Origin of the sequence: Enterovibrio calviensis DSM 14347, from assembly GCF_000621165.1 — a bacterium.
Lineage (GTDB): Bacteria > Pseudomonadota > Gammaproteobacteria > Enterobacterales > Vibrionaceae > Enterovibrio > Enterovibrio calviensis.
In genome coordinates this window covers 62,781-83,057 of the sequence record NZ_JHZA01000021.1, presented here as the reverse complement: position 1 = coordinate 83,057, position 20,277 = coordinate 62,781, and the positions used below count along the sequence as shown (strand labels likewise).

Genomic DNA, 20,277 nt, shown 5'->3' with positions numbered 1-20,277 from the left:
TGGATGATTGAGAGGGGCTGCTCCTAGTACGAGAGGACCGGAGTGGACGAACCTCTGGTGTTCGGGTTGTCACGCCAGTGGCATTGCCCGGTAGCTAAGTTCGGAATCGATAAACGCTGAAAGCATCTAAGCGTGAAGCGAGCCTCGAGATGAGTCATCCCTAGACCTTTAAGGTCTCTAAAGGGTTGTTGAAGACTACGACGTAGATAGGTCAGGTGTGTAAGCGCTGCGAGGCGTTGAGCTAACTGATACTAATTGCCCGTGAGGCTTAACCATACAACACCCAAGGGGTTTTAGCGGACTCAAATAAGAACATTGAATGTGTAAGAGAAGCTAGTCAGAATCTTCCAAGATTTAGGAATTATCCAGCAAGCGTCATAGTAGCGCAGGGATAGTGTTCGATAGCAAGGCAGTTTGTGAGTTGAGTGAGGGAGTGTACGAAGTACATGACCGAGTGAAAAAGCAAGCTAACGCCGCAAGCGGACAGTATAGCCAGCGGGATAAAGCCACCAAATTTGCTTGGCGACCACAGCGTTATGGACCCACCTGACTCCATGCCGAACTCAGTAGTGAAACGTAACAGCGCCGATGGTAGTGTGGGGTCTCCCCATGTGAGAGTAGGACATCGCCAGGCTTCAAATTCGTTTTCATCTTTTTCAGAAAAAGATGAAGGCAAAAAAACAAAAAGCCCTGACCTGACGGTCAGGGCTTTTTTGCATTTAAGCGAAAATAGACCGATAGCGATAATTTCAACAGGATAATTGTGTCCACTTCCCCATCACAATTAAAATTGGTATCCCACCCATATCAGCATCGCTAAGGAAAAGAAAAACCAGTTTGCAGTGGAGCTAGTCGGAGTCGGCGGCAACCTTGAATAAGCATTGATCGTAGTGGTTAAAGATAGGTAACTCCGAATTCATTTATGAATAATGAATTCGTACGGATTATGTTCAGGTTTACGCTATATACTGCATATCAAAGGGTGTAGGAGATTGATATGAAATATCTAATGGTGAGTCTACTGCTGGTCTTGAGTCTAACTGGGTGCTCGAGTCACCGTGTTGCTGAACTTTCAATGACCCATAACTGGGCGGGGTTGGCAAATTACGACGTGGAAGCGGGCAGAAAATTGCGTACTGAAATAGATTTAATGTCGCTAGGTGCGACGGATAAAAAGCAACAAAGTGAATATCAGTCAGCATATGATGCGCATGTGAAAGAGTACTGTAAGCCAGAAAACGCTTATCATATGGGGATTATTGGTAAGCCGAGAAACAGTGTTTGTATCGATGGCACACCCAAAGGTTGGCTTTATGAAGAAAATTGGAAAACAGGACTAGAAGCGGGAAGATTCTTCTAGCAGCATGATCAAAAAAGACCAGCATTGCTGGTCTTTTAGTCTTCAGTATTTAGAGCGATAACTTAGTTATTCGCGTGAAGCTCAGCGTTAAGCTCTACTGCAGATTTGTTAGTTAGACATTCAATCTTACCGGTCACTGAGTTGCGACGGAAAAGAAGGTCTGGCTTACCCGCAAGGTCGCGAGCTTTCACGGTTTCAACTTCAGCACCACTTGAATCAAGCATGGTTACTTTAGTTCCAGCAGTAACATACAAACCAGATTCAATAGTACAACGATCTCCTAGTGGGAAACCTAGGCCAGCGTTTGCACCTAGTAGGCTGTTTTCACCGATAGAGATAACAAGCTGACCACCGCCACTTAGTGTACCCATGATAGATGCACCACCACCGATGTCGCTGCCGTTACCGACCATAACACCTGCAGAAATACGGCCTTCAACCATGCTCACACCTTCAGTACCAGCATTGAAGTTAATGAAACCTTCATGCATAACAGTTGTGCCTTCGCCTACGTGCGCACCCAAGCGAACGCGTGAGGTATCAGCGATACGAACGCCAGCAGGGACAATGTAATCAACCATTTTAGGGAACTTGTCGACGCAATCGACCGTTAAGGTCTCACCTGCCAAACGTGCTTCAATTTGACGATCAGCTAGCTCAGGCAAATCGATTGGGCCTTTGTTGGTCCAAGCAATGTTGTGCAGCAAACCAAAAATGCCATCAAGCACAATGCTGTGTGGCGTAGCGAGACGTTGAGAAATTAGCTGAAGCTTCAGGAAGCCTTCTGATACGCTGCTTGGTTTCTCATCTGAAGCTAGGATAACCAAAACCAAAGGTTGGCTTGATGATGCCGCTTTGTTTGCGAATGCAGCTGAAGCTTGTTGGTCAGCGGCAGTAAATGCGGCAGCGATTGCTTCACAGTCACTGGCTTGTACATCGAAAGCGCCATTGCCTTCTTTGTAAGAGACGATGTTCGCCAGCGCGGCAACTAATGCGTCAGAGGGATTTAAGACTGGGGCTGGGAAAAATGCTTCGATGATTTTGCCATCTTTATTTTTGGTCGCGGTGCCAAGCGCTAGAGCAAAACTTGCCATGATGAGAATATCTCCTTGTCTCTTTGCTGATCGCTGAAAAGAAGCAGTGATCGGTCAATAATAATGATTGCTTGTGAACATATTAAAGTGAAGGGCGGCAAGATTGAAGGGCGAAGAATTAGAATCCGTCAGATAAATGCACTTAGGGGAGATTTCGCGACAAATAGACCTAAATAAGTATCGCAGCAAAATAAAAAACGCCCCGTCATGCGGAGCGTTTTTTATGACTATGCTGCTTCAGCGTCGTCATCTTTCGATGCTTCAGCTTTCTTTTTCGCTGGCTTAGGTGTTGGCTTGCGTTTCGCACCTAGCGCGCAAAGTACGTCTTCACGATTTTGCGCTAAGAACATAGAAAGCTCTTCACGCTGCCCTTCATCGGCAACAACGTCGCATTTACCTAAAAGTTCGAACAGCTCATCAGCCATGTCGAGCATTTTGTCATACGCATCAGCTTCCGCCTTAGAGGTAAAAGTCATCTTCTCTTCTCCATTGCGCTCAACCACATATTTGACGATAACGGCCACGGTTAACCCCTCATTAATTGTCTACTGTCTGTTTATACAGTAGAGTAAATATACGTGTCTAGTGTAACCGTAATTAGTGTGATGACATTGGAAAAATTCTCAGATATCTATTATCGCGCTGCCACCAGAAAAGGCAGCAACAGTGCCCTTGAACAGCGTCTATCTCATCCTAAATCATTGGATGAATTGTCAGAGATCCCTGATGATCGCTGGTTAGCGACGTTTAGCCAAAAGATTTTCCAATCAGGAATGAATTGGCAATTGGTGAGAAACAAATGGCCTAATTTTGAAGAGGTTTTCTGGGGATTCGATATCGAAAAAATGTGTTTGATCCCGCCTGAAATGTGGGAGAAGAAGGCGACTAACCCTGCGATTATTCGCCACCTTGGGAAAGTAATGACGATTCCTCACAACGCACAGATGATCCAAGATGCTTGTCGCAAGCACGGGAGTTTTTCGGCGTTTGTGGCTCAGTGGCCAAGTTCAGACATCATAGGCTTGTGGGCTTACTTGAAAAAGCACGGAAGCCGTTTAGGGGGTAATACGGGATCTTATTCGTTGAGGCTTATGGGTAAGGACACATTTATCCTCTCAGGCGATGTAGAAGCGTATTTGCGTGCGCATCAGATCATTGATGGTGGAAGAGATACGCGTAAATCTCTTCAAGCAGCGCAAGAAGCGTTTAATCGTTGGCAGGAAGAAAGCGGACGTCCACTTTGCCAGATCAGTCAGATCATTGCGTACAGCATGGGTGACAATAGTCTGTAGCTTGCGTTAAGTCTGCGATTTGACTTGTCTTTACAGAGAGCTCTTATCTGAAGAATTATTTAGTCTGAGATCTGCCACTGCGCACTGAAAGAGATAAAGCGATTTAGCAATGGTGAGAGATGTTTGTCCTTGTGGCGAACCAGCCAGTATTGGCGTCTTAGGTCGAGAGGAACCTCGATCAATTTTAACCGATTGTTGGCAACTGCGTGCCTTGCTGCAAGCTTTGACAGATATGCGAGCCCGAGTCCTGCAGCTGCACAATTAATGATGGCTTCGGTCGTTCGAAGCTCAAAGGCTATCGTCCAGTTATCGAGCCTGGGCGCCATGCGTGAAAGGAAGTGTTCACGCGTTCCTGAACCGATTTCGCGCAAGACCCAAGGGTGGCTTTCTAAATCAAACAGGGAGTGGGAATTTCTCTTCGATAATGGATGATCAATTGCGCAAGCGATGCACATTTCGTCTGATAACCAAGGGGTCATGACGAGATCATCGCTGCCAAGTAAATGTTTGTTCTCCCCCTGACCTTCAATCAAGCCAATATCTAATTCAAATGCCATTAGTTTATCGATCACCACTTGGCTATTTGAAATGACAAGCTCTTGATCGATATGATTACTTTGATTTCGAAAGTCTCGCAGTAAAAATGGGACTAATTGATTACCTATCGTGTCACTGGCGCCAATGCGTAAGTGGCCACTCAGCTCTCCTGTCGTATCCAACACTTTGATAATTTCATCGCTGCGTGTCAGCAATTCATCAGCCAGAGGAAGTAATCGCCTGCCATGGTCATTAATCAGCAGACGATTATTAATCCGTTCAAATAGATTGTGTCCGATCTGCTTTTCGAGTTCGGTGATGGCCATGCTGACGGCGGGTTTGGATAGATACAGCAATGCGGAAGCGGCAGTGATGGTTTTTTCCTGCGCAACAGCAACGAATACTTGTAATTGACGTAGAGATACAGACATAGGGTTAAGTATATCTGAATGTAGGTTTCAATATATTCAGATATATTAAAATACAGTACCGTTCTATCATAAGTCATACACTTTTTTTCTAACGATGTGACAGAACGATGCGTAGACGTTTAAATCTTCTCCCTACTCCAATGGCTGGTTTAGCACTTGCGATAGCAAGCCTAGGTTGGAGTTGGGAAAATGCGGGCCAATTTGATGGAATGGCACAAATTATTGGCGCCATTATTGGTGGCGTGATGCTGCTTCTTATTGCGTTCAAGTTTATGTCTAACCCGAAGAACCTTTGGGCGGATCTCCAGCATCCTGTTGTAGGAAGCGTTGTTCCTACCTTTGCAATGGGCGTGATGATTGTTTCAAATGCGCTAGGGAAATGGTCGCCAGTCGCAGGCGATGGGTTGTGGTTATTAGCGGTCGCAGCGCATCTGATATTCTTGTCTTCGTTCGTTTTCCATCGAGCTAAGCAATTCTCCTTGAGCCACATGGTTCCGAGTTGGTTTGTCCCTCCTGTCGGCCTCGTGGTGGCTGATGTGGCATTCTCCGGCAACCCAGCGTTAAAACCTATTGCAGATGTCATCTTATTCTTCGGTTTGTCTTCATACGCAATATTGCTGCCGTTGATGATTTACCGACTCATCTTTTGTGGCGAAGTGCCTGACGGTGCAAAGCCAACGATCGCGATTTTGGCTGCACCAGCTAGCCTTTCTTTGGCAGGTTACTTAACGGTAAGCCAATCCCCATCTCCGGTCATTGTTGCCGTATTACTGGGTATTGCGTTACTGATGACTGCGGTTATCTATCTTTCATTTGTTTCGCTCATGCGTTTGCCATTCTCTCCTGGGTTTGCAGCGTTTACCTTCCCGATGGTGATTGGCGCGACAGCGCTCTACAAAACGGCGACGTGGATGCAATCCATCGGTGTTGCGCCTGAATACGTCAATCAGATTTCGGTGATTGCATTGCTTGAACTGGTCGTTGCAACTGGCGTCGTGTTCTATGTTTCTCTGCATTACCGACGATTTATTTCGTTGCAATGGCGTCAGCCTGCCACCGTATAGCCTTAAAGCCTGCATCTCGCAGGCTTTTTTCTAACCTTACGCCCATGTGTAATGCCCTAAAATTGCACTCTTGAGAGCATTCCGCCACAATCTGTTCAATCATGTTCTCAAGAGTCTTGCCTCGTGTTCACTGTCTATCACTCCAACCAATTGGACTTGCTGAAAAGTCTGCTGGTCGCCATCGTTCAGCAGAAGCCGCTCGATAATCCATTCCAAAAAGAAATCATTTTGGTGCAAAGCCCTGGTATGGCCCAGTGGCTAAAGCTGGAGATGGCTAAAGAGCAAGGCATTGTTGCTAACATCGAGTTTCCGCTGCCTGCGACATTTATCTGGCAGATGTTTACGCATTTATTGGAAGGCGTTCCTCAACGCAGCTTTTTCAACAAAGAAGCGATGACATGGAAGCTCATGAAAGTGCTGCCACCTATGCTCGATACGCCAGATTTCGATGAACTGAAGCGCTATCTTGAAGACGATACTGATGACCAGAAGCTATACCAGCTTGCTGGGAAAATCGCGGATATCTATGACCAATACTTGGTGTATCGCCCTGAGTGGATCAAAGCGTGGGAAAATGAACAAGCAGTGCCAGAACTTGCCGATGAGAAAAGCTGGCAACCCCAACTTTGGCAAGCGCTTTATGATTACACCTTACAACAAGGTCAGTCGCCATTTCACCGTGCCAATTTATATGAAGAATTCATCGATACATTATCCTCGCATGCAACCAAACCCGAAGGATTGGTCGGAATTGAGCGTGTTTTTGTGTTTGGGATCTCTGCGCTTCCGCCCCGTTATCTGGATGCACTAAAAGCATTGGGGCAACACATTGATGTGCATTACATGTTTACCAACCCTTGTCGTTACTACTGGGGCGATATTCGAGACAAACGCTATTTAGCAAAACGCGAAGCAGCGATGGAAAGTCGAATTAGCCGGATCAGCCAAGGTGATGAGCCTGCGCAATTCTCCTTGGCGCTAGGCGGTGGTGATGACGCTGCAGAAGTGGGCAATAGCTTGTTGGCATCCATGGGGAAATTGGGGCGAGATAATCTACTGCTGATTTCTGAACTCCAATGTCATGAAGTTGATCAGGGTTTTGTTGATATTCAACGTGACAGCCTGTTGCAGCATATTCAAGCCGACATTCTTGATTTGATAGAGCCGGGTAACATTCAAGAAACCTTGACCAGTGAGAGCAAGCAGGTTATCTCTCCGGAAGACCGCTCGCTCACCATTGAAGTCTGTCATAGCCCGATGCGAGAAGTGGAAGTCTTGCATGATCGCCTGCTGGATATGTTGGAGTCCGAACCGTCGTTAACGCCGCGGGATATCGTGGTGATGGTCGCTGATATCAATGCTTATAGCCCAGCAATTCAGGCTGTGTTTGGTAATGCGCCAGGTGAGCGCTACATCCCATTTTCGATATCTGACCGCAGTGCAGACCAAGAAAGCCCAATACTCACTACTTTCTTGCGATTACTGAGTTTGCCCGACAGTCGATGCAGCGCGGCCGATCTGCTTGAGATCCTTGAAGTGCCTTCAGTGCTACGTCGCTTTGGTTTTGATAACCGCCAATTTGAAAAAGTGAAGTTTTGGGTAGAAGAGGCGGGCATTCGTTGGGGGCTTGATGATGACACCGCTACCCACTTCTCGCTTCCTCACCAACATCAAAATACTTGGCAATTTGGTTTGAACCGCATGTTGCTTGGCTATGCCATGCCGAGTGATCGCGGCTTGTACAATGATGTGCTTGCCTATGATGAGGTGCAGGGATTAGAAGCCGATGTCGCGGGTAAGTTGGGCGAGTTCTTCCGCGTGCTTAACGGCGCGCAAGCGGCATTGAATCAAGCTCAAATTGGGCAAGATTGGGTCACCACATTGATCGCATTGTTTGATGACATGTTTGCGCTGGATACCGAAGAAGAGCTTGCCGGTAAACTCATACGCGATCAGCTCGACAGTTGGCTCACTCAACTCGATGATGCTGGCTTTATTCAGGCGCTCTCTTTGGCCATTGTTCGTGACTACCTGAAAGAAAAATTGGGTGGCGAGCGCGTGAGTCAGCGTTTCCTTGCCGGTCAGGTAAACTTCTGTACCTTGATGCCAATGCGTTCTATCCCATTTAATGTGGTTTGTCTTCTAGGCATGAATGATGGCGATTATCCGAGAACGATTGCTCCCGTCGGCTTTGATTTGATGGCAGGGCGAACACGAGCAGGGGATCGCTCTCGACGGGATGACGATCGCTATTTGTTCCTAGAAGCACTCCAGTCAGCACAGCAGCGGTTATACATCAGCTATGTTGGGCGTTCAGTACAAGATAACTCGGTGAAAGTACCATCGGTGTTGATCACCGAGCTGCTTGATTACTGCCGACAGGGTTATTGTTTAGAGAATGACAATACGCTGCCTGAACAGGCGTCAGGTGAAAATCTCATTGACCATTTGGTTCATCACAACCCATTGGTCCCGTTTAGTCGCCTCGCGTTTGAGGGGCACAGACAAAGCTATGCGTCAGAATGGCTACCAGCAGCAAAAGGTGAAGGCGAGCTTGCAGAACCCTTTTTAGGGGGGCAAGACCTAGTCACTGAAAATGATGCAGAAACACGCATTGTTGAATTGGCCGAACTGCAGCGTTTTTGGCGTTTGCCTGTGCAGTACTTTTTCAATCGTCGCTTAAAAGTGTTTTTCGAAGCGCCAGAAGGTGCCATGGAGGACGCTGAGCCTTTTTCATTAGATAACCTCGAACGCTATCAGCTGCGAGATGCGCTGCTAACTCACATCATTGAATACGGCAACAGTGAGCAATCACTGACGGATTTCTATCAACATCAAAAAGCCAGCGGCACGCTGCCGTTGAGCCACTTTGGCGAGCTAACGCTAGAAAGTGAACAAGCCAGTATCCTTGGGTTGTATGACAGATTGAAACCGCATTTTTCAGAGCGACGTCAACCACTCGAAATTAACCTCTCGATTCCAACCTCTCGCGGCACTGTGTTATTGCAAGGCTGGCTTGATGAACGTTATCGCGCAGGGCGAGTGTTGTTTCGAAGCGGGAAAATCCGTGCGCGTGACAGGCTGGCTGCGTGGATAGATCACCTTTGCCAATGTGCTGCGGGTGATAAAAGCGAAACGCATTTTATCGGGGTTGATGAAGATGTCGTATTGACGCCCATTGATGCAAATGAAGCTTTGAGTTATTTGAGCTTCTACCTTGAACAGTATTACTTAGGCACTGAGCGGCCTCTTCCTTACTTGCCGAACACCGCGCTAGCGGGATTATTGGCGAGTATGGATAAAGCGGGTAATTGGTCTGATGATGAGGCGACGTGGGAAAAGGCCAAAACTAAAATGCGAGCAGCATTTGATAGTGGTTATATGACCACTGGAGAAGGCGAAAATACCTACGTGATGCGAGTGTGGCCGCAGGCGAGTGAGCAGTTGCTGAGCGATGTGCTTGCATGGGGGCAACAAGTACTCCTTCCGGCGATGAGAGCAGAAAAGAAAGAAAACTGACAATGTCTCATCAGTCTTCTTTCTGTACCTTGCGCGGTTAAATGCGCAAGGTTTTTTTAGGCGGTAATATTGAACTTAGACAGCTGGTCGCGGCCTGTATCACTCAGTGATTTTACTTTGTCGCTGAGTGCGAGGGTCTCTTCGCTGGCATCACGGTTGTTGTGTGAAATGTCGCTAACGTTCACCACACTACGAGCAACTTCCGACGACGCACTTGCTTGTTGAGATGTGGATGTCGCGACAGCCGTGTTTAGCTGCTCCAAATCGTTAATCAAATCAGCCAATGACGTCAGCTGTGTTTGAGCTTGGCGAGCGTGATCGAGGCTTTGCGCCGTTTTGTCAGTCCCACTGCTCATGATTTTCGCTGCTATCTGAGCGCGCTCTTGAAGCTTCTCTATGATGGCATTGATTTGAGTGGTGGACTCTTTGGTCGAGTAGGCCAGTTTTCTGACTTCATCTGCAACGACAGCAAATCCTCGACCAGCACTGCCAGCACGAGCAGCTTCAATGGCGGCATTCAAGGCCAGCAAATTAGTTTGTTCCGAAATGTCATTGATCACAGTAACGACATCACTGATCTGATCGCTAGAGGCTGCAAGCTCACGAATATTGCGCTCCGCGTCAATCACATCACGGTTCACTTCTTCAAAGTTGTTAAGAGAGACGGACAATGCATTCTCGGCTTCGCCCACCAGTACGCGTGAGTGACGAGTGCTGTTTTGTGCCGTCAGGGTGCTAGCTTCTACCTCTTTGATTGCCGATGACATTTCTTCCATCGCACTGGCAACCAAGTCTAATTCTTGGCTTTGCGTGCGAATGCCGTCTGTTGAACGGTTAGCCAAATTTGCCATGGTATTGCTGTCGCTATCTAGCTGGTGGAGTGTAGTGTCCACATTCGCCAGTAAGGTTTGCAGTTGTTGGCATGCATTGTTGAGGTTGCGTGCCATTTCGCCCAGTTCATCTTCGCTGTTTACGTCTGCTCTCGCGGTGAGGTCGCCTTTTGCCACTGCGCTTAACGCACGTTGGATTTCACGAATGGACGTCACCAGCATGCGTGATAGCGCAGTTGCCAATATGATGAGTATCAAAGTAAATGAAGAAGCCACTAAGGCTGATTTCCCTGCTTCTTGCCAAACCAAGGTTTCAAGATCGTCGATATAAATGCCCGTGCCGATCAGCAGTCCCCAAGGCGCGTGACGTTTTACCGCACTGACTTTCTCAATAGCGGCATTTCCGCCTGGCTTTGCAAACCAGTAGCTACTAAACCCACCCTCTGATGGTTGCGCCGCTTGACGCATGTTACGAAGTACAGCGCCACCGTTACTGTCGCGAAATGTATTGAAATCGCGCCCAATCCAGCTTCTTGAGCCCGCCACCATTGTGCCGTCGTTATCTACGACAAAGTAATAGCCATCAGACCCAAATCGTAAAGGCTGTAATGCCGCCATGGCATTCTTTAATCCTTCTTCAGACGCGTCTTCTTGATAATGCTTATCGACGATTTGCCATGCAATATCAATGGTCTGCATCAAGTTTCCTTTTCTCTCTTGGAGAAGATCATTGTGTAAGTTTCGAACTTGAAATGCGGTAAGTAGAATTATGCTAATCACTGAAATACCGACAATGAGCAGTAACTTATTTCGAAATGTAAGGTTTGTAACAAATTTCATACTATAAAAGGCTCAATTTATGTGTGTGATATAACAAACATGAAACATTAAGGGTCGCCTAATTTAGGTGGTGTATCAATAGATGCGCTTGGGATGAGGGTGGTTATATTGTGAGTTGAATCGCATACATTTTTTTCTTCTCGTAGTATGCCTAATTTTTAAAACCTTGATGTCGGTAAAGTCTGCATAGTCATTTCACTTACAATCACGCTCATACTTGATAAAATCTGGTCATTCCTCTCACTTGAGTCGACATTGCATGCCAACCCAATCTCTTCATCCCATGTCATTTCCGCTTTTTGGTCAGCGATTAATCGAAGCCTCTGCGGGTACAGGGAAAACCTTTACCATCGCCGGCTTATATCTTCGTTTATTGCTAGGGCACGGTATGGAAACGTCGGCACATGAAACACCGTTAACGGTTGATAGAATTCTAGTCGTGACCTTTACCGAAGCGGCAACGCAGGAGCTGCGTGATCGTATCCGAGCGCGTATCCATGATGCTCGTTTGGCATTTAGTCGCGGTGAAAGTCATGATCCTGTGATTGCCCCGTTACTTGAAGAGATCACTGAGCATAAACATGCCGAGCAGCTCTTGTTGCAAGCAGAGCGTCAAATGGATGAAGCGGCGATATATACCATCCATGGTTTTTGTCAGCGTATGTTGACGCAGAATGCGTTTGAATCCGGCAGTTTGTTTAGTAATGAGTTTATTACCGATGAATCGACGCTGAGAGAGCGAGCTGTTTCAGATTTTTGGCGACGTCAGTTCTATCCTTTGCCAAAGTCATTGGCTGGTGTTGTGCGGAGTTACTGGGGAGCACCAATCGCGTTGTTGCACGATATTAGTGTGTACTTGTCAGGGCCATTGGTCAGCATTCAAGCGCCTGATATGCCAGAGGATCTCGCTGAGCTTCACAACGATAACCTTGTACGCATCGAAGGCATTAAAACGCAATGGCGCGAAGCCAGTGCGGATCTGGAAGCGCTAATTTCAGGATCTGGTGTTGATAAACGCAGCTACAGCAAGCGCTCCTTACCCAATTGGTTAGGAGAGGTTGGCGCGTGGGCACAGCTACAAACAGTGGACTACGATCTTCCAACCAATTTGTCGCGATTTTCTGCGTCAGTACTCAGTGAGAAAACCAAAAAAGGGGTTGTGCCGACGCACACTGTCTTTGATGCGATTGATGCATTACTCGCGTCCCCGCCGACATTGAAAGATGCGTTAACGGCACATGCTATTCGCGAAGTGCGTCAGTTACTGGCGAAAGAGAAGCGACGTTTCGGTTGGCTATCATTTGATGACTTACTTTCACAGTTATCAGAAGCGCTAACGCAAGACAGCGAAGGGGTATTAGCAGAACGTATCCGCACCTTGTTCCCTGTGGCGATGATCGATGAGTTCCAAGATACCGATCCTCAGCAATATCAGATTTTCAGCGATATCTATGCCAATGCACCACAGTGTGGATTGTTCATGATTGGCGACCCAAAGCAGGCGATTTATGCGTTTCGTGGCGCAGACATTTTTACTTATATTCATGCGCGTCGACAAATTACAGAGCATTACAACCTTGGCACTAACTGGCGTTCGACCGCCGACATGGTCGCGGCGGTTAACCGTGTATTCGCTCATGCAAAAGCGCCTTTTATTTATGACAATGACATTCCGTTTATTGCTGTCGACCATGCGCCGGGGGCAGATCAGAAACACTGGCACTTGAATGGTTCGCCACAAGCTGCGCTAACGTTCTGGCTGCCAGAAGCGCGAGATTTAGTGAGTAAAAACGATTACGAAGCGACGATGGCTTTGGCAACGGCAACCAGTATTCGCGAGATATTGAATGCGGGTGATGAAGAACGTGCGCATTTCTGCAAAGGGCAAAGTCAGAAAACGATTCAGGCCAGCGACATTGCTGTTCTCGTGAGAACGGGAAATGAAGCGGCGAAAGTTAAGCAAGCCTTGGCAAAGCAAGGTATTGCGTCTGTTTACCTGTCCAACCGCAGCAGCGTATTTTCAAGCGCGTTAGCGGCCGATCTGCAACGGCTATTGGCGGCGGTGCTATCTCCTGACAATGAACGCGCTCTTCGTGCCGCGCTGGCGAGTGGGTTGTTTGCACTGACGGCGACAGAACTTGATTCACTGAACCATGATGAAAAAGCCTGGGAAAGGGCGGTGATTGAGTTTTCAACTTATCAGTCAGTGTGGTTTTCTCGCGGCATATTGCCCATGTTGCGTCAGATGATGCAGCGACGCGGTATAGCGGAACGATTGCTTCTTGAGGAAGAAGGTGAGCGCTCACTGACCGACTTGCTTCACCTTGGTGAATTACTGCAACAAGCCAGTCAAACGCTGGATAGCCACCATGCGCTCATTCGTTGGCTTGCCGATCACATCGACACGCCTAACGGTAATAGTGAAGAGCAGCAAGTACGTTTGGAATCTGAACGCGATTTGGTGCAGATCGTCACCATCCACAAATCAAAAGGTCTGGAATACGATTTGGTTTACCTGCCTTTTGCGTGCAATTTCAGACCGTCAGATAGACCATTTTTCCATGATGACGACAATACGCCCACCTTGGCGTTGTCGAATCCTGAACCTGCGATTGAGTTGGCTGACAAAGAACGTCTTGCTGAAGATCTGCGGCTGATTTACGTGGCATTGACTCGTGCCGTTTACGGTTGCTTCATTGGATTATCGCCGTTAAAAGACGGTCGTAAATCAACGGGCGATACGGGGCTGCACAAGTCGGCACTGGGGTATTTGATCCAACAAGGTGAAGCGGGAGATGCTGATGCTCTTCATACCTCTGTTGCCGCGCTCATCAAAGACCAGCCGCAGTTTTCGGTTGTCGAGCCACCGGCTGACACTGGCAAGCTTGCCGTGCAAGAACACCATGCAGACATCATTACCGCTAAGCACTTTAAAGGCACCATTCGACGAGATTGGCGTTTAACCAGTTACTCGGGATTGGTTAAGCAGGGGCACAGCTCGGCATTGCCAGATTTGCCTGCTTTTGACATTGATGCTGCAGACGAGCGTCATGAAGATGAAGAGCCGATCGATCAATATGGCTCTATCTTCCAATTTCCCCGAGGTGCGCGTCCCGGTACGTTTTTGCATACCTTGTTTGAAAATGTCGATTTCGGCGAAGACATGTACAGCGACGAGGTGGCAGACATGATCCGCCATGCGCTTGCACTTGAAAACTATGACGAAGCATGGGTTCCAGTGTTGCAGCGTCTCCTCACTGACGTGGTGGCGCAATCGCTCGGTGAGCAAGGGCTTACGCTGTCTCAGATTGATGCGCCCGCTCGGTTAACCGAGATGGAGTTTGTCATGCCTGTTGAGCGGTTGCAGTGTGGTCGCGTGAACCGTTTAATCCAAACCCACGATCCTTTATCCGCTCAAGCATCCAACTTAGGGTTTGATACAGCCAGTGGCATGCTTAAAGGTTTTATCGACCTCGTGTTTTGCTGGCAGGGGCGCTATTACGTGCTCGACTGGAAATCAAATTACTTGGGGGATTCGCCCGCTGACTACACCGAAGCGGCGTTGAATCAAGCCATGATCGATCATCGATACGATTTTCAGTACCAGATCTATTCGCTGGCCCTGCATCGATTTTTACGTCAACGGATCGCTGACTACGATTTTGAACGCCACTTTGGTGGCGTGTACTACTTGTTTGTGCGAGGTATTGAAGCTGATACGCGCCATGGGATTTTCTATACCAAACCTTCTTACTCATTGATCGACGGGTTAGATGTGCTGTTTACCAACGGAGATAGCTCAAATGACGATGAGTGAAATGCTACAAGCTTTGTATAAGCGAGGCACGATTCGAGCGATAGATCGCCAATTTTCCTGCTTTATTGCCGATCAGTTAGCTGACCACGATGCGTTGATTTCGGGCTGGGCAGCATTGGTGAGCTTTGAGTTAGGTAAAGGCAATGTCTGTGTGGATGTCGCGACGATTGACCCAACAAGGTTGTTTGACTTGCCTGCGGCAGAATCCGCGCGCGTCGCTGCTTTGCTGCAACCTGAGCAAGCATTAACTGCTCTGGCGCAAAGCCCGGTGGTGGGAGCGGGGTCGGCAGCAACGCCGTTGGTGCTTCATGGTTCTCGACTTTATTTGCATCGCTATTGGGCGGCGGAGCAACGTGTTGTTGCTGAAATTAGCAAGCGCGTTGATGCGCTCGTTCTGCCTGATCAAAATCGTCAATTGCTAGATACCTTGTTCACGCCAGACATTGGATATTTGAAAGATCAGTTCCCGTCATGGCCACCAGAAGAGCGCGCGCAAAAGCTCGTGGATTTCTTTGACATTGTGGATGCCAGCCTCGTTGACATTGACGCCATTAGTGCGTTGGTCGCATCGGGCGGAACCCACGATGCAATTTTGTCTCTTGTGCCTGATCATGCTCGTTTGAATTGGCAGAAAGTCGCGGCAGCCGTGGCACTGAGTTACGGGTTTACGGTGATATCGGGTGGGCCGGGTACGGGGAAAACCACCACGGTAGCCAAGCTATTAGCAGCGTTAGTCAGTAGCAGTGATAAAGCCACAGGCTTGGACATTAAGCTGGTGGCGCCCACCGGTAAAGCGGCAAATCGCCTGACGGAATCCATTGGTCAGGCTGTGGCAGCTTTGCCTGTTGAGGCGAGTATTCGAGAGAAAATTCCGGTACAAGCCTCGACGATTCACCGCCTGCTCGGTGCGATTCCGCATCGCGTAGAATTTCGACATCATGAAGGCAATCGCCTTCACCTTGATGTGCTGGTGGTCGATGAAGCATCGATGGTTGATTTGCCATTGATGGCGCGATTGTTGTCAGCGTTACCCGACCATGCGCGAGTCATCCTGCTTGGAGACCGTGATCAGCTCGCGTCGGTTGAGGCGGGCGCGGTATTGGGTGATATTTGTGATGGTGCGGATGTGGGTTATAGCCCAGCACGGGCGGCACAATTATCGACACTCACTGGATTTGCGTTGCAGGGGCATGAGAATGTACCTGCGGTGTCTGATGGTGTCTGCTTGCTGAAAAAGAGTTATCGATTCCATGCGCGTTCTGGTGTTGGTCAGTTGGCCTATGCCATCAACGCGGGTAACCCTCATCAAATGGAAAGCGTGCTGAAACAAGGTTTTTCAGATATTGCGTTGCACGACTTAGACGGCGATGTTTATGGTGATGCTATCGCGCAGGCCGTCGAAGGCTACAGTGATTATCTCAATGCATTGTTAGCTGGAGAAGAGCACAGGCAGATACTGCGTCACTTCTCTAATGTTCGGTTGCTGTGCGCGTTGTCAGATGGGCCGTTTGGCGTGAAAGGGCTGAATACTGCCATTGAGAAAGCCTTGTCAGCCAAGCGCTTAATTGCTCCTGGTGAGGAAGCGTTCTATTCAGGCAGACCCGTTATGGTCACGCAGAACGATCACGGACTTGGGTTATACAACGGTGATATTGGCATTGTAGTGAAACATGAAGATGGGCTGCGCGTGGTGTTTGAAATGTCTGATGGCACGGTAAAAGCGTTTTTGCCTAGTCGTTTGCCTGAACACCAGACAGCTTACGCAATGACGATTCACAAATCACAGGGGTCTGAATTCAACCATACCTTACTGGTTTTACCGCCAACACCGACACCCGTGATGACGCGAGAGTTGGTTTATACCGGCGTGACCCGCGCAAAATCACGGCTTGATGTGTATACCACCCGCGCCAGTTTGACGCGGGCAATACGACGTAAAACGCAGAGGTTTAGTGGGTTGGCAGACGCATTACGTGGTCATTAAGGTCGAGCGTGAGCACTTTTGAGCGGCGTTGCAGGTTATAAAGCTGCTGTTTCGCATCGGGTAGCGCACTAACGTCAGCTTCAGCAAAACCGTGCTCACGGAACCAGTGGATACTGCGTGTCGTGAGCACAAAAATGGTTTTCAACCCATCCTGCAGTGCTTGTTGTTTAATGTATTGAAGCAAGCGCGTACCTCTTTCGCTATCGCGGTACTCGGGATGAACGGCCACGCAGGCCATTTCTGCGCTTTGGGATTCTGGGTAGGCGTAAATGGCCGCGCAACCAATGATTCGATCATCTCGCTCAATCACCGTAAAACGGGGGATTTCTTGCTCAAGCTGTTCACGAGAGCGGCGCACCAAAATACCTTGCTCCTCCAGCGGGCGAATGAGATCTAATATCCCGCCAATGTCATTGATGGTGGCTTGACGAATGCGCTCCGCACTTTCGGTCACAATCTGGGTACCTATCCCTTCAATCGAGAACAGTTCTTGGATCAATGAACCATCCACTTTGTAACTCAATAGGTGGCTTCTTGGCACGCCAGAGCGACAGGCTGCTGTCGCTCCCCGTAAGAATCTAACCGTGCCTGATTGGATGTCTCCCGCCAATTCGCGTTGCTGCAATATTTCTTCCACTTGATGAGGAAACAGCTCGGATAAGACATTGCCATTAGGGCCAATCACACCTTGTAACGAACAGAAACCAATCAGCTTGTCAGCATTGAGCCGAATGGCGAGCTGAGTGGCAATTTCTTCAGAGGTGAGGTTAAAGCACTCGCCAGTGACTGAGCTGGCAACGGGTCCTAATAATACGATGGCTCGTTGATCAAGTTGGCGATGAATCCCTTCAATATCTATACGACGGATTCGGCCGCTGTGACAGAAATCGATACCGTCATCTACCCCAAGAGGCTGTGCAATAACAAAGTTACCGCTGACGACGTTGATCTGTGCACCTGCCATGGGCGTGTTGTTTAAACTCATGGAAAGGCGGGCAGTGATATCGAGTTGTAATTGTCCCGCTGCTTGCTTAACCACTTCAAGCGAGGCTGAGTCTGTGACTCGAACATTATTGTGGTAAGGCGTTTCTAGCCCTTGTTTCTCTAACTGTTGGCTAATTTGCGGGCGCGCACCATAGACCAATACCAAGCGGAGGCCGAGGCTATTGAGCAGTGCGATATCATTAACGATATTGCCAAAATTGCTGTCCGCGATCGCTTCACCACCCAACATAATGACTATGGTTTTATTTTGGTGTGCATTGACATATGGCGCAGACTGCCTAAATCCATTTACAAGTGCTGTACTACGAAGTTTCAACACCTTACTCCATTATTATGATTTTATATGCTGTAATTGTGACTAATTATTCTGCAGTTGGCAAGTGAAGTGATACGGCTTCAAACTATTGATGTCTGCCTTTATCAGCAGTTCGAGAGATTTTATAATATGATAGTTAATAATTGAGCATTTTTTCTCATTGGTGAGATGGTATTTGTGGGTATTCTTGGACAGGCAATCGCGCTCTTTATTTTGTTGATTGCCGGAACCCTAGGTTTTTTGGTCGCGAACGATATTCCTATTTTCGAAAAGGCGGATCCCGCTGTGATTTACGGTGAGTGGATCGAACAGGGTGTTGCTCCCTATGCAGCCGATCGTTTTGAAGTGCGCCGAGATGGTATTTATATCAAAGGGGCACGCACAACAAGCCATTATGAGTTTACAGGCCGCAAGCTGATTTATACCGTGGGCAATAACACCTATCTTTATGTTGTTGAAGACGCTAACACCATTCAACGTGAAAAGCCTTATCACTACAGCACTCCCTTTACCAAGGTGCGCTAACTTTTCAGTGGCAATGGCTAGGTCTAAAGCTTGTTTTAGCGTGAAAAGGTTAGACGCTTAGAAGTTGGTTGGTAGCACGCGGAGTAATTCTGTCACCGATGATTGCCCCAATGCCACTTGTCGAATGCGATCCGCAACATCATCATTTCCCCCAAGGCAACGACGAATACTGGTATTGATCATTTCATTGCTGCTGCCGTCGCTGGCGAGTGTTCGAATCCATTGATATTCAATTGAATCGATATCTAACAGAGTTTTGCGGCCAATCTTCAGTTCCATTGATGACTTCCTTTTGAATCTTATGTTTAGTTTTTAAGACATTTTCATTACGAACGATTAAAACCAATTTTGATGACATTAATGTGACAAAATATTTCAAGGCGAGCGGTTTTGGAGATCGATCGCATTCTAAATACCTCCAAAATTAAGGGTTTTTAGGGTTTTATTTGCAGAACATTCTTGCTTCTGTCACCCTCCTTTTATTGTTTTATCTATCAGGATTAACCGTGAATCGCGCACTGTGTGTTGTTGGCATATCTATACTTTTGGCGGCATGTGCTCGTCCCACTGACCGTGGGCAGCAGTATGTTGATGGGCGTTTTAATGATGTACTCAATCCGATTGAGTTGGTTGCATCAGACAAGTCAAAAGATTACACCTTGTTTCCCGCTCAATTAGAGAAAGTGGAAACCTTGTCCCCGTCGTTATCTGCTCCGAATCAGCCGTTATATGACAGCGTGAAAATTTGGCTTAAAGAAAGTGGCGAGCCAACGGCGTTGACTGACTATGGCATTCAATTGGAGCAAATGGGCGGCGGCGATGGCTTCGGGAATGTGCTGTTTACCGGCTACTTCTCCCCCGTGATTGAGATGCGCCATGAACCTGATGCGGTATTTAAGTACCCAGTGTATGCCATGCCTGTTTGCGGCGAGCGATGCCCGACGCGTGAGGAAGTCTACAATGGTGCGCTTGAAGGGTTAGGGCTTGAGTTGGGTTATAGCGCGTCACTGATCGACAATTTCATTATGGAAGTGCAGGGCAGTGGCTTTATCCATTTTGGTGACGATGACCAGCTTGAGTATTTTGCCTACGGTGGGAAAAACGGCCACCCGTATGTGAGTATCGGTAAGGTACTGATTGAACGGGATGAAGTGCCAAGAGAAAAGATGTCGTTGAAAGCGATTAAAGACTGGGTAGCGGCTCAGCAAGATGAAGCGACAGTGATTGAACTTCTCAACCAAAATCCATCTTATGTTTTCTTTGCACCGAAAGCAGCCGCACCTGTATCTGGAACCGCTGGCATTCCATTGCTATCTGGCGCATCAGTCGCTGCTGATCGTGAGTATCTGCCAATGGGCAGTGTGTTGCTTGCCGAAATCCCTCAGCTTAATGAGGAAGGCAATTGGAATGGGCAACATGTGCTCAAGCTATTGATGGCGCTTGATACCGGCGGCGCAGTGAAGAAAAACCACCTTGATCTTTACCATGGTATGGGTGAAGAGGCAGGCATTAAAGCCGGGCATCATAAGCATTTTGGTCGAGTCTGGAAGCTGACTAAACCCGTTGAAGAAGGCGTTTCTGACGCGGTGTCTAAATAGCGTCGTAGTGGTTCAACTTGGTGATTTGCTTTTCGACAGGCATGAAAAAGGCGGGGTTCAACCCC

At 47.9% G+C, this 20,277-nt stretch carries 14 protein-coding genes and 2 rRNA genes; 10 read left to right on the top strand and 6 right to left on the bottom strand.

Annotated elements, in window-relative coordinates:
* The 3 genes from Q365_RS0116515 to Q365_RS0116505 form a co-directional block, all read left to right on the top strand.
* Window positions 1-276 (top strand): 23S ribosomal RNA (locus Q365_RS0116515); the annotation flags it as partial.
* 242 nt (window positions 277-518) lie between these two features.
* Window positions 519-634, top strand: a 5S ribosomal RNA gene (rrf, locus tag Q365_RS0116510).
* A gap of 363 nt (window positions 635-997) precedes the next feature.
* Window positions 998-1,360, top strand: coding sequence for a DUF2799 domain-containing protein (locus Q365_RS0116505; protein ID WP_028024393.1), 363 nt, complete (start codon window positions 998-1,000; stop codon window positions 1,358-1,360).
* 62 nt (window positions 1,361-1,422) lie between these two features.
* Here Q365_RS0116505 and dapD read toward each other — a convergent pair whose 3' ends face one another.
* Window positions 1,423-2,454: a 2,3,4,5-tetrahydropyridine-2,6-dicarboxylate N-succinyltransferase gene (gene dapD, locus Q365_RS0116500; protein ID WP_028024392.1), complete on the bottom strand. Its 1,032-nt coding sequence runs from the start codon at window positions 2,452-2,454 to the stop codon at window positions 1,423-1,425.
* 227 nt (window positions 2,455-2,681) lie between these two features.
* A complete protein-coding gene (locus Q365_RS0116495; RefSeq protein ID WP_028024391.1) occupies window positions 2,682-2,978 on the bottom strand; it encodes a YebG family protein in 297 nt (98 codons plus the stop codon).
* Window positions 2,979-3,059: 81 nt separating this feature from the next.
* Between Q365_RS0116495 and Q365_RS0116490 the strand changes: the two genes are divergently transcribed.
* Complete coding sequence (locus tag Q365_RS0116490) at window positions 3,060-3,746, top strand: DNA-3-methyladenine glycosylase I (RefSeq protein WP_028024390.1); 687 nt, start codon at window positions 3,060-3,062, stop codon at window positions 3,744-3,746.
* A 59-nt stretch (window positions 3,747-3,805) separates the two neighbouring features.
* Here the strand turns inward: Q365_RS0116490 and Q365_RS0116485 are convergent, their stop codons facing one another.
* A complete protein-coding gene (locus Q365_RS0116485) occupies window positions 3,806-4,714 on the bottom strand; it encodes a LysR substrate-binding domain-containing protein (RefSeq protein WP_028024389.1) in 909 nt (302 codons plus the stop codon).
* 107 nt (window positions 4,715-4,821) lie between these two features.
* Here Q365_RS0116485 and Q365_RS0116480 point away from each other — a divergent pair, with 107 nt between their 5' ends.
* The gene (locus tag Q365_RS0116480) at window positions 4,822-5,778 is read left to right on the top strand and encodes an SLAC1 family transporter (protein WP_028024388.1); all 957 of its coding nucleotides are present in this window, start codon (window positions 4,822-4,824) and stop codon (window positions 5,776-5,778) included.
* A 123-nt stretch (window positions 5,779-5,901) separates the two neighbouring features.
* Window positions 5,902-9,297, top strand: a complete 3,396-nt coding sequence (gene recC / locus Q365_RS0116475; protein ID WP_028024387.1) for an exodeoxyribonuclease V subunit gamma — start codon at window positions 5,902-5,904, stop codon at window positions 9,295-9,297.
* Between the two features lie 56 nt (window positions 9,298-9,353).
* Here the strand turns inward: recC and Q365_RS0116470 are convergent, their stop codons facing one another.
* Window positions 9,354-10,967 (bottom strand): methyl-accepting chemotaxis protein, encoded by a 1,614-nt coding sequence (locus Q365_RS0116470; RefSeq protein WP_028024386.1) that lies wholly within the window; start codon window positions 10,965-10,967, stop codon window positions 9,354-9,356.
* Window positions 10,968-11,226: 259 nt separating this feature from the next.
* On the opposite strand from Q365_RS0116470, the gene recB reads away from it, so the two are divergent.
* Both recB and recD read left to right on the top strand, forming a co-directional pair.
* Window positions 11,227-14,784: an exodeoxyribonuclease V subunit beta gene (gene recB / locus Q365_RS0116465; RefSeq protein ID WP_028024385.1), complete on the top strand. Its 3,558-nt coding sequence runs from the start codon at window positions 11,227-11,229 to the stop codon at window positions 14,782-14,784.
* Entirely contained in the window at window positions 14,771-16,768 is a 1,998-nt protein-coding gene (gene recD, locus Q365_RS0116460; protein ID WP_028024384.1) for an exodeoxyribonuclease V subunit alpha, read from the top strand. Before recB ends, recD begins: the two co-directional genes overlap by 14 nt.
* On the opposite strand, the gene argA is transcribed toward recD, so the two are convergent.
* Window positions 16,734-18,089, bottom strand: coding sequence for an amino-acid N-acetyltransferase (gene argA, locus Q365_RS0116455; RefSeq protein WP_028024383.1), 1,356 nt, complete (start codon window positions 18,087-18,089; stop codon window positions 16,734-16,736). The genes recD and argA overlap by 35 nt on opposite strands.
* A 177-nt stretch (window positions 18,090-18,266) precedes the next feature.
* On the opposite strand from argA, the gene Q365_RS0116450 reads away from it, so the two are divergent.
* Window positions 18,267-18,614 carry a DUF2850 domain-containing protein gene (locus tag Q365_RS0116450; protein ID WP_028024382.1) on the top strand — a complete coding sequence of 116 codons (348 nt, stop codon included), beginning with the start codon at window positions 18,267-18,269 and terminating at the stop codon, window positions 18,612-18,614.
* Window positions 18,615-18,671: 57 nt separating this feature from the next.
* Here Q365_RS0116450 and Q365_RS0116445 read toward each other — a convergent pair whose 3' ends face one another.
* A complete protein-coding gene (locus Q365_RS0116445) occupies window positions 18,672-18,893 on the bottom strand; it encodes a hypothetical protein (protein WP_028024381.1) in 222 nt (73 codons plus the stop codon).
* 227 nt (window positions 18,894-19,120) lie between these two features.
* Between Q365_RS0116445 and mltA the strand changes: the two genes are divergently transcribed.
* Entirely contained in the window at window positions 19,121-20,212 is a 1,092-nt protein-coding gene (mltA, locus tag Q365_RS0116440) for a murein transglycosylase A (protein ID WP_028024380.1), read from the top strand.
* The last annotated feature ends 65 nt before the right edge of the window (window positions 20,213-20,277 follow it).